The organism is Glycomyces harbinensis (genome assembly GCF_900101745.1).
Taxonomy (GTDB): Bacteria; Actinomycetota; Actinomycetes; order Mycobacteriales; family Micromonosporaceae; genus Glycomyces; species Glycomyces harbinensis.
The window spans coordinates 340,292-356,991 of the sequence record NZ_FNAD01000003.1 but is presented as its reverse complement, the minus strand read 5'-3'; the positions used below and the strand labels follow the sequence as shown (position 1 = coordinate 356,991).

At 69.8% G+C, this 16,700-nt stretch carries 15 protein-coding genes; 6 read left to right on the top strand and 9 right to left on the bottom strand.

The genetic code is table 11. The features are described 5' to 3' along the window. Window positions 1-39 precede the first annotated feature (39 nt). Together BLQ63_RS07740 and BLQ63_RS07735 are read left to right on the top strand one after the other, a co-directional pair. Window positions 40-573 (top strand): hypothetical protein, encoded by a 534-nt coding sequence (locus BLQ63_RS07740; protein ID WP_091031207.1) that lies wholly within the window; start codon window positions 40-42, stop codon window positions 571-573. Between the two features lie 85 nt (window positions 574-658). Then, window positions 659-1,084 carry a toxin-antitoxin system YwqK family antitoxin gene (locus tag BLQ63_RS07735; protein ID WP_218125123.1) on the top strand — a complete coding sequence of 142 codons (426 nt, stop codon included), beginning with the start codon at window positions 659-661 and terminating at the stop codon, window positions 1,082-1,084. A 48-nt stretch (window positions 1,085-1,132) separates the two neighbouring features. On the opposite strand, the gene BLQ63_RS07730 is transcribed toward BLQ63_RS07735, so the two are convergent. The 9 genes from BLQ63_RS07730 to BLQ63_RS07690 form a co-directional block, all read right to left on the bottom strand. Beyond that, the gene (locus BLQ63_RS07730) at window positions 1,133-2,761 is read right to left on the bottom strand and encodes a hypothetical protein (protein ID WP_091031206.1); all 1,629 of its coding nucleotides are present in this window, start codon (window positions 2,759-2,761) and stop codon (window positions 1,133-1,135) included. Window positions 2,762-3,084: 323 nt separating this feature from the next. Further along, complete coding sequence (locus tag BLQ63_RS07725; RefSeq protein ID WP_091031204.1) at window positions 3,085-4,122, bottom strand: ABC transporter ATP-binding protein; 1,038 nt, start codon at window positions 4,120-4,122, stop codon at window positions 3,085-3,087. Then, window positions 4,112-5,149 carry an ABC transporter ATP-binding protein gene (locus BLQ63_RS07720; protein ID WP_245680889.1) on the bottom strand — a complete coding sequence of 346 codons (1,038 nt, stop codon included), beginning with the start codon at window positions 5,147-5,149 and terminating at the stop codon, window positions 4,112-4,114. The genes BLQ63_RS07725 and BLQ63_RS07720 overlap by 11 nt, the downstream gene beginning before the upstream one ends. A 5-nt stretch (window positions 5,150-5,154) precedes the next feature. Next, a complete protein-coding gene (locus BLQ63_RS07715) occupies window positions 5,155-6,075 on the bottom strand; it encodes an ABC transporter permease (RefSeq protein WP_091031202.1) in 921 nt (306 codons plus the stop codon). After that, complete coding sequence (locus BLQ63_RS07710) at window positions 6,068-7,078, bottom strand: ABC transporter permease (RefSeq protein ID WP_091031200.1); 1,011 nt, start codon at window positions 7,076-7,078, stop codon at window positions 6,068-6,070. Before BLQ63_RS07710 ends, BLQ63_RS07715 begins: the two co-directional genes overlap by 8 nt. A 97-nt stretch (window positions 7,079-7,175) precedes the next feature. Further along, the gene (locus BLQ63_RS07705) at window positions 7,176-8,828 is read right to left on the bottom strand and encodes a peptide ABC transporter substrate-binding protein (protein ID WP_177154826.1); all 1,653 of its coding nucleotides are present in this window, start codon (window positions 8,826-8,828) and stop codon (window positions 7,176-7,178) included. Window positions 8,829-9,057: 229 nt separating this feature from the next. Then, window positions 9,058-9,762: a PfkB family carbohydrate kinase gene (locus BLQ63_RS07700; protein WP_143014802.1), complete on the bottom strand. Its 705-nt coding sequence runs from the start codon at window positions 9,760-9,762 to the stop codon at window positions 9,058-9,060. Window positions 9,763-10,007: 245 nt separating this feature from the next. After that, window positions 10,008-10,376 (bottom strand): iron-sulfur cluster insertion protein ErpA, encoded by a 369-nt coding sequence (erpA, locus tag BLQ63_RS07695; RefSeq protein WP_091031194.1) that lies wholly within the window; start codon window positions 10,374-10,376, stop codon window positions 10,008-10,010. A 203-nt stretch (window positions 10,377-10,579) separates the two neighbouring features. After that, on the bottom strand, window positions 10,580-11,683 hold the full coding sequence (locus BLQ63_RS07690; RefSeq protein ID WP_091031192.1) for a glycerate kinase family protein: 1,104 nt from the start codon (window positions 11,681-11,683) through the stop codon (window positions 10,580-10,582). A 196-nt stretch (window positions 11,684-11,879) separates the two neighbouring features. Between BLQ63_RS07690 and nadA the strand changes: the two genes are divergently transcribed. The 4 genes from nadA (at window position 11,880) to BLQ63_RS07670 (ending at window position 16,643) form a co-directional block, all read left to right on the top strand. Further along, complete coding sequence (gene nadA / locus BLQ63_RS07685) at window positions 11,880-13,046, top strand: quinolinate synthase NadA (RefSeq protein ID WP_218125122.1); 1,167 nt, start codon at window positions 11,880-11,882, stop codon at window positions 13,044-13,046. Window positions 13,047-13,335: 289 nt separating this feature from the next. Next, a complete protein-coding gene (murA, locus tag BLQ63_RS07680) occupies window positions 13,336-14,712 on the top strand; it encodes a UDP-N-acetylglucosamine 1-carboxyvinyltransferase (RefSeq protein WP_091031189.1) in 1,377 nt (458 codons plus the stop codon). Between the two features lie 102 nt (window positions 14,713-14,814). Further along, a complete protein-coding gene (locus BLQ63_RS07675) occupies window positions 14,815-15,432 on the top strand; it encodes a DUF3043 domain-containing protein (RefSeq protein ID WP_177154825.1) in 618 nt (205 codons plus the stop codon). A gap of 131 nt (window positions 15,433-15,563) precedes the next feature. Beyond that, a complete protein-coding gene (locus BLQ63_RS07670) occupies window positions 15,564-16,643 on the top strand; it encodes a WG repeat-containing protein (RefSeq protein WP_091031185.1) in 1,080 nt (359 codons plus the stop codon). The last annotated feature ends 57 nt before the right edge of the window (window positions 16,644-16,700 follow it).

The window sequence follows — 16,700 nt, the reverse complement described above, 5'->3', positions numbered from 1 at the left end:
GGCGCGCACGCCCTCCCGCCCCGAAAGCAAAGGCCCGCCTTGAGCCCCGAACACCTTCGCGACGCCGCCGGACTCGCGGCCGTCTTCGGCTTCTTCGCCATGGCCTGGTTCGGCTGGGCCCAGGAGAAGCCTCCGGCGTCATGGCTGTGGCCCTTGCGGATCGGCTCGATCCTCAGCGGCCTCACCGCGATCGGCGGCGGACTGCTGCTGTGGCGGCACTGGTCCGACGGCACGGTCTTCGGCGACCGCACCGGGGAGCTGTTCGGCATCACGGTCGGCATCGAGTTCGCCCTGGCCGGACTCGGCGCGGGCCTCCTGGCGTGGCGCAGGCGCACGGAGCTCATCCCGGCGTGGATCGCGTTCGTGGTGGGCGTGCACCTCTTCCCGGTCGCGGTGATCCTGGAGATCCCCGCCGTGCACGTCACGGCCGCGCTGATCACCGTCGCCGCGGTGGCGTCGGTGTTCGTCGCGAGAGCGAGGGCGCTGACGGTGAGCGCGGTGGTCGGCGCGACGACCGGCCCGGTCCTGCTCGTCTCGGCGCTGCTGGCCCTGGCCGACGCGTTGACCCGCTGACCTCTGTCAACCGCCTGCGCCGCACCGGCATCGCGCCTAGGCTCGGCTGAAGGGCCGCCCGAGCGGCCCCGACCGGAGGTGACGCATGGACGCGCAGGACGCGCCCGACCCTGAGACGATGCCGAACGCGCTCGACGACCGGGGCCGCAAGACCGGGCCGTGGGCCGAACGGGACGCGCACGGCGGCTTCATGACCGGCGAGTACGTCGAAGGCGTTCGCGAAGGCGTCTGGAGGCATTTCGCCGACGACGGGCGGCTGCGATCGGTCGGCCCGTTCGAGGCGGGAGCGGTCCACGGGCACTGGAACTGGTGGCGGGCCAACGGCGAGCGGCTCCAGAGCGGCGGTTTCGACCGCGAGGAGAAGCACGGCCTGTGGGAACGCTGGACCGCCGAGGGCGTGCTGATCGACCGGGGCGAGTACGACCACGGCAAGAAGGTCGGCGAGTGGACCGTGTACAACCCCGACGGCTCGGTCGAGAAGACCACGAAGCACCGCCACCGCAGGGCCTGAACGCCAGGCGAACGGGAGGGCTCCGCGATTGCGGAGCCCTCCCGCCGTTCACGGCCTGAACAGGTCGAGCAGCCGGTTCACCGCGCCGCGGCTGCGGCGGCCCATCGCCCCCACGACCGCACGCGACCGCGGGCCGACCGAAGCGATCGAGATCTCGCCGCCGTCGCTGTGGAAGTTGTACTGGTGGTGGTGGACCGGCTCGCCCTTGTCGACTTCGAGCCGGCTGACGTCGATCCGGTCCCGCAGGTGCTGGCGGAGCCCGGCCTTGCACTGGCGCACCAGCAGGGCCGCCATCCGCTCGGTCGCCTCCGCCGCCGCCGAATGGCTCACGCTCTCGTCGACGCTGGCCTCACGGATGCCGTTGCCCGCACCGCATTCCCCAGGCGTCCAGTCGATCCAGCGAATGAACGGCCGCGTGCCGCGCGCGGTCCACCGCCAGAGCGTCTTGGCGGCGCTGACGGGCGCCTGCAGGACGATCAGCGGCACCGCCATGAACCCGAAGCCCGCACTGCACACCAGGAGCGGCGCGGCCTCCGCCTCGCCGTCGCGGAACAACCTGAACCGGGCCTGCGTCGGGAGCAGGTGGTAGGGCGCGAAGTCGATCGTCAGGGTGTCGACCTCCAACACGAAGCGCACGAACAGGTTCGTGACCAGCTCCCCGCCGGACTGCGACACCTGGATGCGCAGGAACGGCTGGACCATCGGCAACGGCGCCGAGCGGATGTCGGCGATCGACTCGAAGGTCCGTCCGCCGACGTGCAGGTCCTTCACCCAGTACACCGGCCGGCGAACCTCGGAGTCGGCCACGAAGACGTGCTCGAACAGCTCCAGCCGCGGCAGGTCGCTCTCGGCGCACGCCTCGGTCGCGAGCGACTCGATGTGCGCGCGCACCTCCTTGACGATGAGCTCCAGGTCCACCAGCTCCGGTGCGGGCGCCCGGTTCGGCGTGCGCAGCGGCAGCACGACCTGCGCGACCGCGCCGCGGATGCCGAAGCCGACGATCGCGAGCTCGGGCCGGTGCGTGACGACCTCCGCGCCGCGGGTCCGCTCGATCCTGGCGAGCCAGGGGTTCGGCACTCCGGGAGGGTTCCTGCCGTTCGGAATCCGCGCGACGCGGTACCCGCGGTAGAGGCCGGCGAGCGCGCTGATGAGCGCCAGTCCCCCGAGCTGGGCCGCCAGGTGCCACGGGCGGCGGTCCCAGCCGACCAGCCATCCGATCGCGAGGAGCGCCGCTCCGGCGCCGACGACGAACCGGATCGGGAGTCCGTAGAACAGCGCCCCCACCGAGTAGGTCTCCATGCGCAGCCGCCAGTTCGCGGCGGCCTGCTGCACGACGCAGGCCGCCGCCAGCCAGCAGAGGCAGACCGCGGCCAGCACGAGCCGGTCGGCCCAGGGCTGGGACGCCATCAGCACGAGGCCGAGCCCGAAGATCGCGAGCATCGCGCCGGCGTTGACGGTGCGCGCATGGAGGGCGTGGCGCACCACGAGGCCGCGGTCGATGCCCGGGTCCGGGGCGAGCGCCCGGTCCTCTCGCTCGTAGTAGTCGTTGAGGACGTGGTCCCGGAAGGCCGGGTCCATGTAGACACGTGCGCACAGGTGCCAGGTGGCGGTGTTGGAGCGGTCGGCGTCGGGTTCCGCCCGCCTGAACTGCGGCGGGGCCGCGCTGGGGTCGGTCATGTCGGCGAAGCCCGGCTACCGGCCTCGCAGCTGCGGCGCCGAGAAGCCCTCGACCCCGTCTGTCGTCTTGCGGTTCATGGTCATCAGGTCACTCCTGTGTGGAGAGTTCGAATGCAGAGCGGAGGGAACTCGAACCGGTGACGCCGACCGATACGCGCGGTGAAGTTACCGTTTCGTATTTGTCGAAGCTACAATTATTCGAGGGATGCTCGACATTAAGGTGATCATGAAACCTTGTCAAGCCGAGAGAGCGCGTTCGCGGGTAACGAAACAAAGAGCGCCCTCTTCGGACAAAGAGGGCGCCCCTTGACTTCGGTCGTTCGCTACTTCACCGCGTGTGTGACGTCCCTCTCCTCGGCGTAGAAGCAGGCCGTCGGGTGGGTGCCCTCGTCCCCCACCTCGAGGGTCGGGACCTCTTCGGCGCAGTGGTCGGTCGCCTTCCAGCACCGCGTCCTGAACCTGCAGCCCGACGGGGGGTTGATCGGGGACGGCACGTCGCCCTGCAGCATGATCTCGTCCCGCTGCCCCCGCAGGTCCGGGTCCGGGACCGGCACCGCCGACAGCAGCGCCTGCGTGTACGGGTGCCGCGGATGGTCGTAGATCTCCGGGCCCGTGCCCCGCTCCACGACCTTCCCCAGGTACATCACCGCGACCTCGTCCGCGATGTGCCGCACCACCGACAGGTCGTGCGCGATGAACACGTACGCCAGCCCCAGCTCGTTCTGCAACCGCTCCAGCAGGTTGATCACCTGCCCCTGGATCGACACGTCCAGGGCGCTCACCGGCTCGTCGCACACCAGCACCTTCGGCCGCAGCGCCAGGGCCCGGGCGATCCCGATGCGCTGGCGCTGGCCGCCCGAGAACTGGTGCGGATACCGGTTCACGTGGTCCGGGCTGAGCCCGACCATGTCGAGCAGCTCCTTGACCTCGTCGGCCCGCTTGGCCTTCGGCACCACGTCGGAGTGGATCTCGAAGGGCTCACCGACGATGTCGCCGACGGTCAGGCGCGGGTTCAGCGAGGTGTACGGGTCCTGGAACACCAGCTGGATGTCCCGGCGGAACGGCCGGATCCGGCGCTGCGACAGGTTCCCGATCTCCTTGCCCTGCAACTTGATCGAACCCGAAGTGGGGGTCTCCAGGCCGACGAGGAGCTTCGCCAGGGTCGACTTGCCGCACCCCGACTCCCCCACGACGCCCAAGGTCTTGCCCGCGTGGAGCTCCAGGTCCACCCCGTCGACCGCCTGCACGTGGCCGACCGTGCGCTTCATGACGACGCCGCGCTGGATCGGGAAGTGCTTGACGAGGCTCTTCGCCTCCAGCACCGGCTCTGCCGCGCTCGCGCGGCCCGGTTCAGCGTTCATCGGTGTAGACCTCCTCGGCGAAGTGGCAGCGGCTGCCGTGGTTCTCGGCCGGCTCCACCCACGGCGGCACCTCCGTCGCGCACCGGTCCTCGGCGGCGAAGCAGCGCGGGTGGAACGGGCACCCGCCCGGCAGCGAGGCCGGGTTCGGCGGCAGCCCGCGGATGACCTCCAGCTCCTGGCCGATGGCGTCCACGCGCGGGATCGCCCGCAGCAGCGCCTTCGTGTAAGGGTGTGCCGGGCGCTTGAACGTGTCGCGGATGCCCGCGCGCTCGACCACCTCCCCGGCGTACATGACCGCGACGTCGTCGGCGACGTCCGCGACCACCCCGAGGTCGTGCGTGATGAGGATCAGCCCCATGTTCCGCTCGGCCTGGATCTTCTTGAGCAGGCGCATGATCTGGGCCTGTACCGTCACGTCCAGCGCGGTGGTGGGCTCGTCGGCAATGAGGACCTCGGGGTCCAGCGCCAGCGCCATCGCGATCATCACGCGCTGGCGCATGCCGCCGGAGAACTGGTGCGGGTAGTGCCCGATCCGGTTGGCGGCGTCCGGGATGCCGACGAGGTCGAGCAGTTCGATCGCCTTCAGCTTCGCGGCCTTGCGGCTGGTGCCGCGGTGGACGCGGAAGAGCTCGCCGATCTGGAAGCCGACCGACCACAGGGGGTTGAGCGCCGAGAGGGCGTCCTGGAACACGATCGCGATGTGGTTGCCGCGGATGGTCCTGCGGGTCTCCTCGTCCAGTCCGAGGAGGTCGACGCCGTGCAGGCGCACGGCCCCGCCGGTGACGTGCCCCGGCGGGGTGTCGAGGATGCCCATGATCGCCTGGGAGGTCACGGACTTGCCGGAGCCGGACTCGCCGACCACGGCGAGCGTGCGCCCCTGCTCCAGCGTGAAGCTCGCGCCCCGAACGGCCGGGACCCGCTTGCCTCGCACCTTGAAGTCGATGCGGAGGTCGTCCACTTCGAGCAGCGGCGCGTTCATGTCGGCGCCGGGGAGGGTGTCGCCGATGACGCGGATGGTCTCTGACACCGGGTTCACCTCAGTTTCGGGTCGAGGGCGTCGCGCAGGGCGTCGCCGAAGGTCGCGAACGCGAACACGGTCAGGATGAGCATGGCCAGCGGCCAGGCGAACAGGTAGACGTACCCGCCGCCGGCCCATTCGGTGCCCTTGGACAGGAGCACGCCCCAGCTGGTCGCCGGCGGCTGCACGCCGATGCCGAGGACGGCCAGGGCCGACTCGGTGACGATGATGCCGCCGATGGTGGTGGGGATGACGGCCGTGACCGGGACGATCGCGTTGGGCAGGATGTGCTTGAACATGATCCGCCGGTCGGAGGCGCCGAGGCACTTCGCGGCGACCACGTAGTCGAGGTTCTTGGTCTCCAGGGTCGCGGCCCTGGTGTAGCGGCAGAACTCCATCCATCCGAAGAGCGCCAGGGCGATCGCCGGCGCGGCGATCGTCTCCATGAGGCTGTCGGCGGAGACGCGCCCGCGGAACAGGCTCAGGATGAGGACGGCGCCCATGAGCATCGGGATGACGATGAAGACGTCCAGCGCCCGCGAGATGAGGCCGTCGACCCAGCGGCCGTAGTAGCCCGCGTAGATGCCCAGGACGAGGCCGACCACGACCGAGACGACGATGACGCTGAGCGCCAGCGTGATCGTGGGCCGGGTGCCGTGGACGAGCGTGGCGGCGAAGTCGCAGCCGAACGCGTCGGTCCCCAGTGGATGGTCTCCGGTGAACCAGGTGTCGGGCCGCAGCCGGGCCTCGCGGCCCAGGCACACGGTCGGGTCCTTGTCGGTGAACAGGCGCGGGAAGGCCGCCATCGCGAAGACGATCAGGAGCACGAGCGTCGCGATGATGACGTCGGGGCGCTTGCGCATGGCGCGGAACGCGTCCGACCACAGCGAGGCCTGTCGCTCGGCGGACGGGGAGGGCGCGATCAGCTCACTCATAGCGGATCCTCGGGTCGAGTGCGGCGTAGAGGAGGTCGACGACCAGGGACACGAACACCACGACGAAGGCCGAGACTGTGAGGCCGACGATGACGAGGTTGCCCTCCTGGCGCTGCACCGCCTGGAAGATCATGCGGCCCATGCCCGGGATGCCCATGACGCCTTCGGTCAGGACGGCGCCGGAGAGCATGAACGCGAACAGGAAGCCGATGCCGGTGATGATCGGGATCATCGAGTTGCGGATGATGTGGACGATCGTGATGCGCATCGGCTTTAGGCCCTTGGCCTTGGCGGTGCGCACGAAGTCGGAGCCCATGTTCTCCAGCTGGCTCGCCCGGATCAGTCGGGTCATGGTCGCGAGTCCGACCGTGCCGACGATGATGCCCGGGATGATGATCGTGGTCCATGGATAGTCGGGGTTGTAGTTGGGTCTGAACACCTGGCCCATGAACGACTCGGTGCCCCAGATGTCCCTGGCCCAGCGGGTGAGCGGGACGGCGACGATGTACACGTAGGACAGCAGGATGAGGAAGACCGGGACCGAGTCGGCGAGGATCGTGGTGCCGCGCACGGTGTGGTCGATGAACCTGCCGCGGTGGCGGGCGGCCCAGGTGCCGAGCACCATCGAGACGACCACGAGCGTGATCGTCGCGAAGATGAACAGCCGCAAGGTGTTCGGGATGTAGATCGCGAGGAGCTGCCCGACGTCGCGGTTGCCGTTGAGCGTGGTCCCGAAGTCGCCCTGGAGGTAGTTCTGGAGGCGGTCGACGAACGGCGTCAGGCACGGGTCGCCGGTGCGCTCGTAGCACTTGTTGTCGAGCCCGTAGAGCCGTTCGACCTGTGCCAGCATGCCCGGGTCGGGCGTGCGGTCACCGCCGAAGAACAGCAGGGCCGGGTTGCCCCTGATCTGGACGGACAGGGTGGTCAGGTAGTGGAGCAGGAAGAGCACGATCCCGAGCGTGAGGAGCGTTTGCAGCAACCGGCGGATGACGTAGCGTCCCATGGTTTCTTTCCAATTCCAGAGTCCCCGGGTCGGACCGGCCGCAGGTCCGCTCGCGCGGCTGCGGCCGGTCCGGCCCGGCGGTCTTCAGTTGTCGGCGCTACTCGATGACCGTGACTTCGCGGAGCTCGCAGTCGCCGCCCGGGCCGCTGTAGATCGGGTGGACGAAGACGTTCTCGAGCCGGTCGGTGTAGAAGTAGTTGAACCGCTCGCCGAACACCGGGACGCTGGGCATGTCCGCGGCGAGGATGGCCTCGGCCTCCGCGTACAGGGCCACGGCCTCGTCGAGGGTCGCCGCGGCGCCCGCCTCGAGGATCTTCGCGTCGTAAGCGGCGTTCTCCCAGCCCTGGTCGTTGACCGCGGCGCCGCCGCCGTAGATCGGCTCCAGGTAGTTCTCGTTCAGGTTGTAGTCGGGGCCCCAGCCGGAGCGGAACGGACCGTCGAGGTTGTGCTCCTCGCGGGTGGCGAGGAACTCGGGGAAGTCCAGGGTGACGAGTTCGTACTCGATCCCCAGGCTCTGGCTGATGGAGTCGCCGATGGCGCGGAAGATGTCGACGTTGTCGGCCGCGTCGTTCACCCAGATCTGCATCTTCTCGCCCTCGGGCCAGCCGCCGGCGTCCGCCAGGAGTGCCGCCGCCGCTTCGGGGTCGTAGGTGCAGTACTCACCGCAGGAGTGCGTGCCGCCGCCGAGGATCGAGTCGGGGACCCACTGGTCGAGCGCGTAGAAGCGCTCGGGGCCGACCACGTTCGCGACGCCCTCTCGGTCGATCGCCATCGAGATGGCGCGGCGCAGGTTGACGTCCTGGTACTGCGGGTCGTAGAGCGGGAAGGCGAGCATCAGGATGCTCGGGTCGTCCTGCTGGATGTGGCGCGACTCCAGGTCGGGGTCGTTCATGGCCGTCGTGTAGTCGGCCGCGGTCGGGCGGCAGACGTCGATGTCGCCGGTCAGGAAGTCCGCCCAGCAGTCGTCGCCCTCGAGGTAGACCTTCCAGTTGACGGCGTCGATCTGCGCCGGCATGTCGCCCGCGTAGTCCTCCCAGCGGACGGCGGTGCCGCCGCTCTCGATGTCGTAGGCCTCTTCGAACATGAAGGGGCCGTTGCCGATCGGCTTCGCCTCGCAGGCCTCGGTGTCGGCCAGGCATTCCTCGGCGACCGGGTAGAACGCCTCGTAGCCGAGCATGGTCGGGAAGCCGATGAACGGCGCGGACAGCTTGACCTCGATGGTGAGGTCGTCGACCGCGGTCACGCCCGAGAGGTGGGTGACGTCGATCGGGGCCCACTCGGGGACCTCCGGGTCGGCCCACTGGTCCTCGGGGAGCGGCTCGGGGTTCATCTCGGCGTAGCCCTCGAAGGTCCCGAAGAAGTAGTTCAGCGGGAGCGAGTTGGACGCGTATGCGGTGCGGTCCCAGGAGCGGATGAACGCGTCGGCGTTCACCGGCTCGCCGTTGTGGAAGGTGAGCCCGTCCTTGATCTTGATCGTCCAGACCTGGTTGTCCGGGGAGGTGATCTCCTCGGCTACGAGGTTCTTGGGTTCGCCCGTCTCGCGGTCGTAGTAGACCAGGCCGTCGTAGACGTTCTTGATGATCCGATAGCCCTCGGACTCGCCGGAGCCACCGGGGATCAGACTGCGAATCTCGCCGATCTGCATGTTGACGGTGCCGCCGCCGGCGCCGCCCTCGCCGTCGACATCGCCTTCATCTCCGGAACAGGCGGCGGTGGTTACCACCATCCCGGCGGCGGCAAGCGCTGCCACCGTCATTCGCATTCGTCGCACTGGGACGCTCCAGGGTGTGAGTGAGTGGGTCGTGGGATGACTCACACCATGTCGCACAACACAGCTAAAAGAAAGAGTGCGTTGTGAAATCGTTACCTGTCGGACGGTAAGCGGAGACCTTCGCGGACGAATATTTCGGCGGTATTGCCGTCGTAAGACCAGAATGTGGGACAAGGATTTCCATTACGGGTCAAGCCCGTCAGCGGGTTCAATCGGGCAGCAGGTACGCGGAGGCCTCGGCCGCCGCGGCGGGGCCGTAGGACTGCTCCAGCCGGTGCACGAACTCGACCTGGTTGACCGCGTACCCCTGCGGGCCGACCGTCTCCAGCGCCAACGCGGTCAGCTGGCTGCCGACCTCGGCGGCGCGGCGCAGGCTCATGCCCCACCCGAGTCCGGCCAGGAGACCGGCGGTGAAGGCCTCGCCGCCGCCGGCGGGGTCGATGATCTCACGGGCGCGCGCGAAGGGCACCCGGACGCGGTCCATGTCGTGGCCGGCGATCTCGACGCCGTCCTGGTCCAAAGTGGTCACGCGGACGCGGACCCGTTCGAGGATCTCGTCGTCGCTCAGGCCCGTGGTGGCCTGGAGCAGCTGGTACCGGTCCTGGCTGGTGACGAGGAACTTCGCCCCGGTGAAGAACTCGACGGCCTCCTCGCCCTCCAGGTCGCCGGGGTCGGCACTGAACTCGAGGCCGAGGTCGCGGCACTGGTCGGCGTAGGCGTGCATGGCCTTCGCCTCGCCGGGACCGATGTGGATCAGACCGAGGGTGCCGCCGCGCTCCATGATCTCGATGAGGTCGAGCTCGTCGCCGTCGATCACCACCGGGGCCTGGCCGAGGCGGCCGAGGCCGTGGCCGACGAGGTCGGCGGTGGTGCCGGTGACGGCGGTCTTCATGCCTTGCACTACAAGTGCCACAGCAAAGGTCCTCGTTCAGTCGGGGACGTGATGGATCGGGAACGGCGATCGCCGTTGGCCCGCAATGAAGCAGCGATGCGCTGCGGAAGTCGGGATCGGCCCGGCGGTGGGAGCCGGGCGAGCGGTAACCCTAGCACGAACGGACATTCCCGGGCATGACTCGACCCGGCAGGGCAGCCACGGCGGGCCGCCCGGCCGGGTCGGCGCAGGTCGTTCGCGAACCCGGTGGGCCCGCGTGGACGGACCTAGTGGAACGAGTCGCCGCAGGCGCAGCTGCCCTGGGCGTTCGGGTTGTCGATGGTGAAGCCCTGGGCGTCGATGCGGTCGGCGAAGTCGATGTTGGCGCCGATGAGGTAGGGGACGCTCATCTTGTCGACCACGACGCCGAAGCCCTCGTAGTCCTGGACGACGTCGCCGTCGCGCACGTCGGTGTCGAAGTACAGGCCGTACCGCAGGCCGGAGCAGCCGCCGGGGCTGACCTCGACGCGCAGGCGGAGGCCTTCCTCGCCTTCCTGCTCGATCAGGGCTTTGACCTTGACGGCCGCAGCGTCCGTGAGCACGACGCCGACTTTGGCGGTGTCCTTGACGTCCTCGGTCTGCTGAGTGGCGCTCACTAGCAACTCCTCTGATAAATGCGAGATCCAGGTCGACCGGGTCTCTTCGACCCGTCAACAGTACCCAACCGGATCATGTGCGTAGCTATTCCCGGTCGCTTGCGATCGGGATCTAAAACACGGTCCGGTCGTCATCTGGGACACGGTCCGAGCTCAGGCCCCAGGGGGCGTGCCGCACGATCCGGTCCGATGTCCGACGGTAGCTACTCATGCCACTCCTTCGCCACCTTCTCCGCCAGCGCGCTCAAACCTTCGACGGGCGCGGCCATGGCGGCCTCGGCGCTGCCGACCAGTTCGGTGACGGAGTAGACACCGGCGAGGTCGGGGTGGGAGGCGAGCTCGGAGCGGCCGGCCATGACGATGCACGGCCTGCCGTGGGCCGCGGCGCCGGAGGCGACCTCGGCGGCGAGCTTGCCGCGCAGGCTCTGGGCGTCGAAGGAGCCCTCGCCGGAGATGACGAGGTCGGCTTCGGCGATCTCGGCGTCGAGGCCGACGGCCTCGCAGGTGAGGCGGGCGCCGGATTCGCGGTGGCCGCCGAGGAGGAAGAGCGCGAAGCCGAGGCCGCCGGCGGCGCCGGCGCCGGGGTTGTCGGCCGCGCCGTGGAGGCCGAGGGCGTCTTCGAGGGTGCGGGCGAAGTGGCCGACGGCCCGTTCGAGGTGCTCGACGGTGCGGGGGTCGGCGCCCTTCTGGGGGCCGAAGACGTGGCTGGCGCCGTGGGGGCCCAGCAGCGGGGAGTCGACGTCGGTGGCGGCGGTGAAGATGACGCCGCGGGTGCGGGGCTGGCCTTCGACGGTGTGGACCGAGGTGAGGCCGCCGCCGCCGTAGGGGACGGGTTCGCCGGCGATGTCGCGGAAGACGCAGCCGAGGGCGGTGAGCATGCCGGCGCCGGCGTCGTTGGTGGAGGAGCCGCCCAGGCCGATGACGACGCGGCGGGCGCCGCTCTCAACGGCGTGCCCGATGAGGAGGCCGACGCCGTAGCTGGTGGTGCGGACGGGGTCGCGCTCCTCGGGGGCGAGGAGGTGGAGGCCGCAGGCGGCGGCGGACTCGATGTAGGCGGTGTCGCCGTCGAGGAGGTAGTCGGCCTTGACGGGGCGCCCGAGCGGGTCGACGACGTCGACCGTGCGCAGCTGCGCCGCGGGCTTGGCGCGGGCGAGGACTTCGACGAAGCCGGGGCCGCCGTCGGCGAGCGGGAGCGTCGCGATGGTGTCGCCGGGGCGGGCGCGCAGCCAGCCTGCGGCTACGGCGTCGGCGGCTTCGCCGGCGCTCATGGTTCCGGCGAACTTGTCGGGAGCTATGAGGATGCGCACACCTAGAGGGTAGAGGATGGCCGCAGAAGGGAGGTAATCGCTTGCCGGAATGGAGTCGCCCCCGTTCACAAGCGTGCCTGGCAGGTGTGACGTCGAGATCGGTTCGGGTTTCGGGGGCGGGGGACGGCGCGGCGGGTGTCCGCATGGCGGATTTCTCGGGTCTGAGGAGGGCTCGGAACGGATTAGGATGGCGCGTATGACGGGCTTCAATGAACCTGGTAGCACCCAGACCGCTCTGCTGCTCCTCGGGCGCGGCACCGACGCGGGCTCCGAACGCGGCGTCGACTGTCCCGGCGAGCTGCCCGCGCCCTCCGACCCCGACCTGGTCGAGCGCGCCCGCGCCGCCAAGGAGGCCTTGGGCGGCAACGTGTTCATCCTCGGGCACCACTACCAGCGCGACGAGGTGATCCAGTTCGCCGACGTCACCGGCGACTCGTTCAAGCTCGCCCAGCAGGCCGCGGCGCGCCCCGACGCGGAGTACATCCTCTTCTGCGGCGTGCACTTCATGGCCGAGAGCGCCGACATCCTCACCGGCCCCCACCAGCAGGTGATCCTGCCGGACCTGGCCGCGGGCTGCTCCATGGCCGACATGGCCACGGCCTCGCAGGTCGAGCAGTGCTGGGAGGACCTCCAGCGCGTCGGGATCGCCGACGTGACGGTCCCGGTCACGTACATGAACTCGACGGCCGCGATCAAGGGCTTCGTCGGGCGCGAGGGCGGCATCGTGTGCACCTCCTCGAACGCCGAGCGGGCGCTGCGGTGGGCCTACGACCAGGGCGAGAAGGTCCTGTTCCTGCCCGACCAGCACCTGGGCCGCAACACCATGGTCCGCGAGCTGGGCTACTCGCTCGAGGACTGCGTGCTCTACAACCCGCACAAGCCGAACGGCGGCCTCACCGACGAGGAGCTGCGGAACGCGAAGATCATCCTGTGGAAGGGCCACTGCTCGGTCCACGGGCGCTTCACGCTCGAATGCGTCGAGGAGATGCGGCGCGTCGACCCCGAGGTCAACATCATGGTCCACCCCGAGTGCAAGCACGAGGTGGTCGCCGCGGCCGACTACGTGGGCTCGACCGAGTACATCATCAGGCAGCTGGAGGCGGCTCCGGCCGGCTCCTCGTGGGCCGTGGGCACCGAGCTGAACCTGGTGCGGCGCCTGGCGAACCGCTTCCCGGACAAGAAGATCTCGTTCCTGGACAAGACGGTCTGCTACTGCTCGACGATGAACCGGATCGACCTGCCGCACCTGGTGTGGGCGCTCGAGGAGCTGGTGGCCGGGCGGGTCCCGAACACGATCACCGTGGACGCGGCGACCGCCGCGTACGCGCGCGAGGCCCTCGACCGGATGCTCGCACTTCCCTGACGGCGCCGTAGTGCAACCGCCACCGCCGGTTGCGGCGTGTTCCCTGTGGGACGCGCCGCGGCCGGCGGACGGCGCACTCCACGCATTGGCACCACGGTGCGTTGCGACCTGTTCAGGTGCGCATGATCACCGTGGGTTATGTCGCTACCTGGGCGTATTCCTTGTGGCTATTCCGTTATCGTTGGTCCGCCGAGCGAATTCACGCCCTGTGCGGCCCCGGCCGGACACCGCGCGTTCCGCTCGAAGTTCCCGGCTTCAGTCCCAGAACTCCACCCATCGAGGAGACCTGTTGAGCAGCACCGACGCCACCCCCGAAACCGGCACCTCTGACGACGTGCTGATCATCCACGGCGGCACCCCCCTCGAAGGCGAGGTCACCGTCCGCGGCGCGAAGAACCTCGTCTCCAAGGCGATGGTGGCGGCACTGCTCGGCACCTCCCCGTCGGTCCTGCGCTCCGTCCCCGCCATCCGCGACGTGGAGGTCGTCACCGGCCTCCTGCGCGTGCACGGCGTCGACGTCGAGCTCGACGGGGACACCCTCTACATGGACCCGACCTCGGTGGAGTCCGCCGGCGTCGAGGAGATCAACGTCCACGCCGGGACCAGCCGCATCCCGATCCTGCTGTGCGGCCCGCTGCTGCACCGCCTCGGCCGCGCCTTCATCCCCGACCTCGGCGGATGCAACATCGGCGGCCGCCCCATCGACTTCCACCTCGACGCGCTCCGCAAGTTCGGAGCGGTCGTCGACAAGGACGCCGACGGCACGCACCTCTCGGCGCCCAACGGCCTCCACGGCATCCGCTACGAGCTCGAGTTCCCCTCGGTCGGCGCGACCGAGCAGGTCCTGCTCACCGCCGTCATGGCCAAGGGCACCACCGAGCTGCGCAACGCCGCCATCGAACCGGAGATCATCGACCTCATCTGCATCCTGCAGAAGATGGGCGCGATCATCAAGGTCCACACCAACCGCGTGATCGAGATCGTGGGCGTGGACGAGCTCAAGGGCTACCGGCACCGGGCGCTGCCCGACCGCATCGAGGCCGCGTCGTGGGCCTCGGCGGCGCTGGCGACCGAGGGCAGCGTGTTCGTGCGCGGCGCCCAGCAGACCGACATGATGACCTTCCTCAACGTGTTCCGCTCCATCGGCGGGGCCTACGAGGTCGACGACGACCCGACCGAGGGCGGCATCCGCTTCTGGCACCCGGGCACCGCGCTCAAGCCCGTCGCGATCGAGACCGACGTCCACCCGGGCCTCATGACCGACTGGCAGCAGCCGCTCGTGGTGGCGCTGACGCAGGCCGACGGCCTGTCGATCATGCACGAGACGGTGTACGAGAACCGCTTCGGCTACACCTCCGAGCTGCGCCGCATGGGCGCCAACATCGAGCTGTACTCGGACTGCCTCGGGGGCACGCCGTGCCGCTGGGGCCGGCGCAACTTCCTGCACTCGGCCGTCATCGCCGGGCCCTCGAAGCTGCACGCCGCCGACCTCCAGATCCCCGACCTGCGGGCCGGGTTCAGCCACCTCATCGCCGCCATGGCCGCCGAGGGCACCTCGCGCGTCTACGGCGTCGACCGGTACATCACGCGCGGGTACGAGAACTTCGAGGCGAAGCTCCTCGGGCTCGGTGCCAAGATCGAGCGGCCGAGCACGAAGATCGCGTAGGTATGCTTGGAGGACAGCAGACCGTAGCGAGTTGAGGAAGGCCGATCGTCCGTGGCGAAGAAGTCCGCCCAGGCAGCCCCTGCCACAGAACCGAATGGCACGGTGGAGCCCAAGCCCGTCGCCGCGACCGACAAGAAGGGGAAGGCCACTCCCAAGCGGCCCAACCAGTCCAAGGCGAGGCCTCCGGTCAACCCGCCCCTGTCGAACAAGGAGAAGCGGGAAGCGGTCAAGAAGTCCGGACCGCTGACCAAGGAGCAGAAGCGCCAGGCCAAGGAGGACGTCCGCGCCGAGCGCGCCCGGATCGCCGAAGGCCAGTGGAAGGGCGACCCGCTCTTCGACAAGTACCACCTCGCGCGCGACCGCGGGCCCGAGCGACTGCTCGTGCGCGACATCGTGGACTCCCGCTGGTCGATCGGCCAGTACTACATGTTCGGCGCGTTCGCGATCCTCATCTTCTCCACCTCCGGCTCGGTCCAGCTCCAGAGCTACCTGTTCATCGCGCTGCTGGTCCTCACCGCGGTCATCGTCGTCGAGTCGATCTGCCTCACGCGGCGCGTCAAGCGGCTGGTCTTCGCGCGCTTCCCGCGCACTGAGCAGCGCAAGGGCGGCCTGTACTGGTACGCGATCCAGCGGAGCATCATGCCCCGCTCGATGCGCAACCCGCGCGCCCGCATGAGCTACAAGGCGAAGGAAGACGACCTCGGCAAGGTCGTCAAGTAGGCGGGCGGGGCCGCCCGCCCCGCCCGCTCTCTCACGAGTCAGGCCCGCGATCGTTCTGCCGTATCCTCCGGGTCACCAATGGCTTACCCTCGAATTGTCGTAATCCTCTCTGACCCCGGAAAGTAGTCAACGTGGTGGATGTCGCGGCGGACTTGCGGGCGGGGCTGTTCCGCGCCCTCGGCCCACTCGATCGCGCCACCATGCGTCACGCGATCGCCGACACCGTCGCCCTCCAGCAGATCCGCGAAGAGGCGACGCTCCGCCTGGCCCGGCACGCCGCCGAGGCCGACCAGTCCCGGCTGCTGGGCGTGCGCGCGGTCATCCTGCGCGTCCTCGGCGACTTCGACGGGGCCGAAGTGGACGCCGCCGCCGCGGTCAAGTACGCCGAGGCCGTCGGCGCCGACCTCCTCCTCGCCCCCGCGCGGGCCCGCCTCGGCCAGGTCCTGCGCGTGCGCGGCCGCTACGAGGAGGCCGACCAGCTCTTCGCCCTCGCCGAGGCCGGCGAGCTCCCCCGCACCCTGACCGGCGCCGTCCGCGCCTACGCCGGGCTCTCGTGCATCGCCCAGGGACGCATCACCGAATCGCTCATCCACGTCCAGCGCGCCTCCGAGCAGAACCCGCACGGGTTCGTCATGCAGATCGTCGAGACCGCCCTGGGGCTCATCGAGGAGCGCGCCGCCAAGGCCGGGTTCGGGCCGCCGCCGCGCGGCTGGCCCGAGCGGGCCGGACACCCCGCGCCCGACCGGTTCCAGGACCCGCAGACCGGGCGCTTCGGGTACCTCGGCGCCGACGGGCGCCCGGTCGTGCAGGCCGCGTTCAGCCAGGCCGGGGACTTCCGCGGCGGCGTCGCCGCCGTGTGCCAGGCCGACTGGGGCGCGATCGACCGCAACGGCACCGTCGTCGTCCCGATGCTCTACGGCGCCATGGAGACCCCGACCACCGACGGGCGCACGGTGACCGGATTCGTCAACGGCGTCGCCGTCGCCGGCCAGCGCGGGAGGGTGCTGGTGGTGCACAAGACCGGTCGGGTCGTCGTACCTCCGCGCTACCAGCGCGTCGAGGTCCACCCGGCCGGATTCCTGGTCACCGACGGGTACTCGTGGGGCGCGCTCGGTCTGGACGGCAACGAGGTGGTGCCGGCCCGGGCCGAGCGGGCCGAGGCGCTGCGGACCCTGGAGGCGGCCGTCTCCATCGACGACGGGCCGCTCTAGTCGAGGCTTCGATCGCCCGCGGCGGAAGGCCGTCGTCACGTGCACACCTGTGATCTT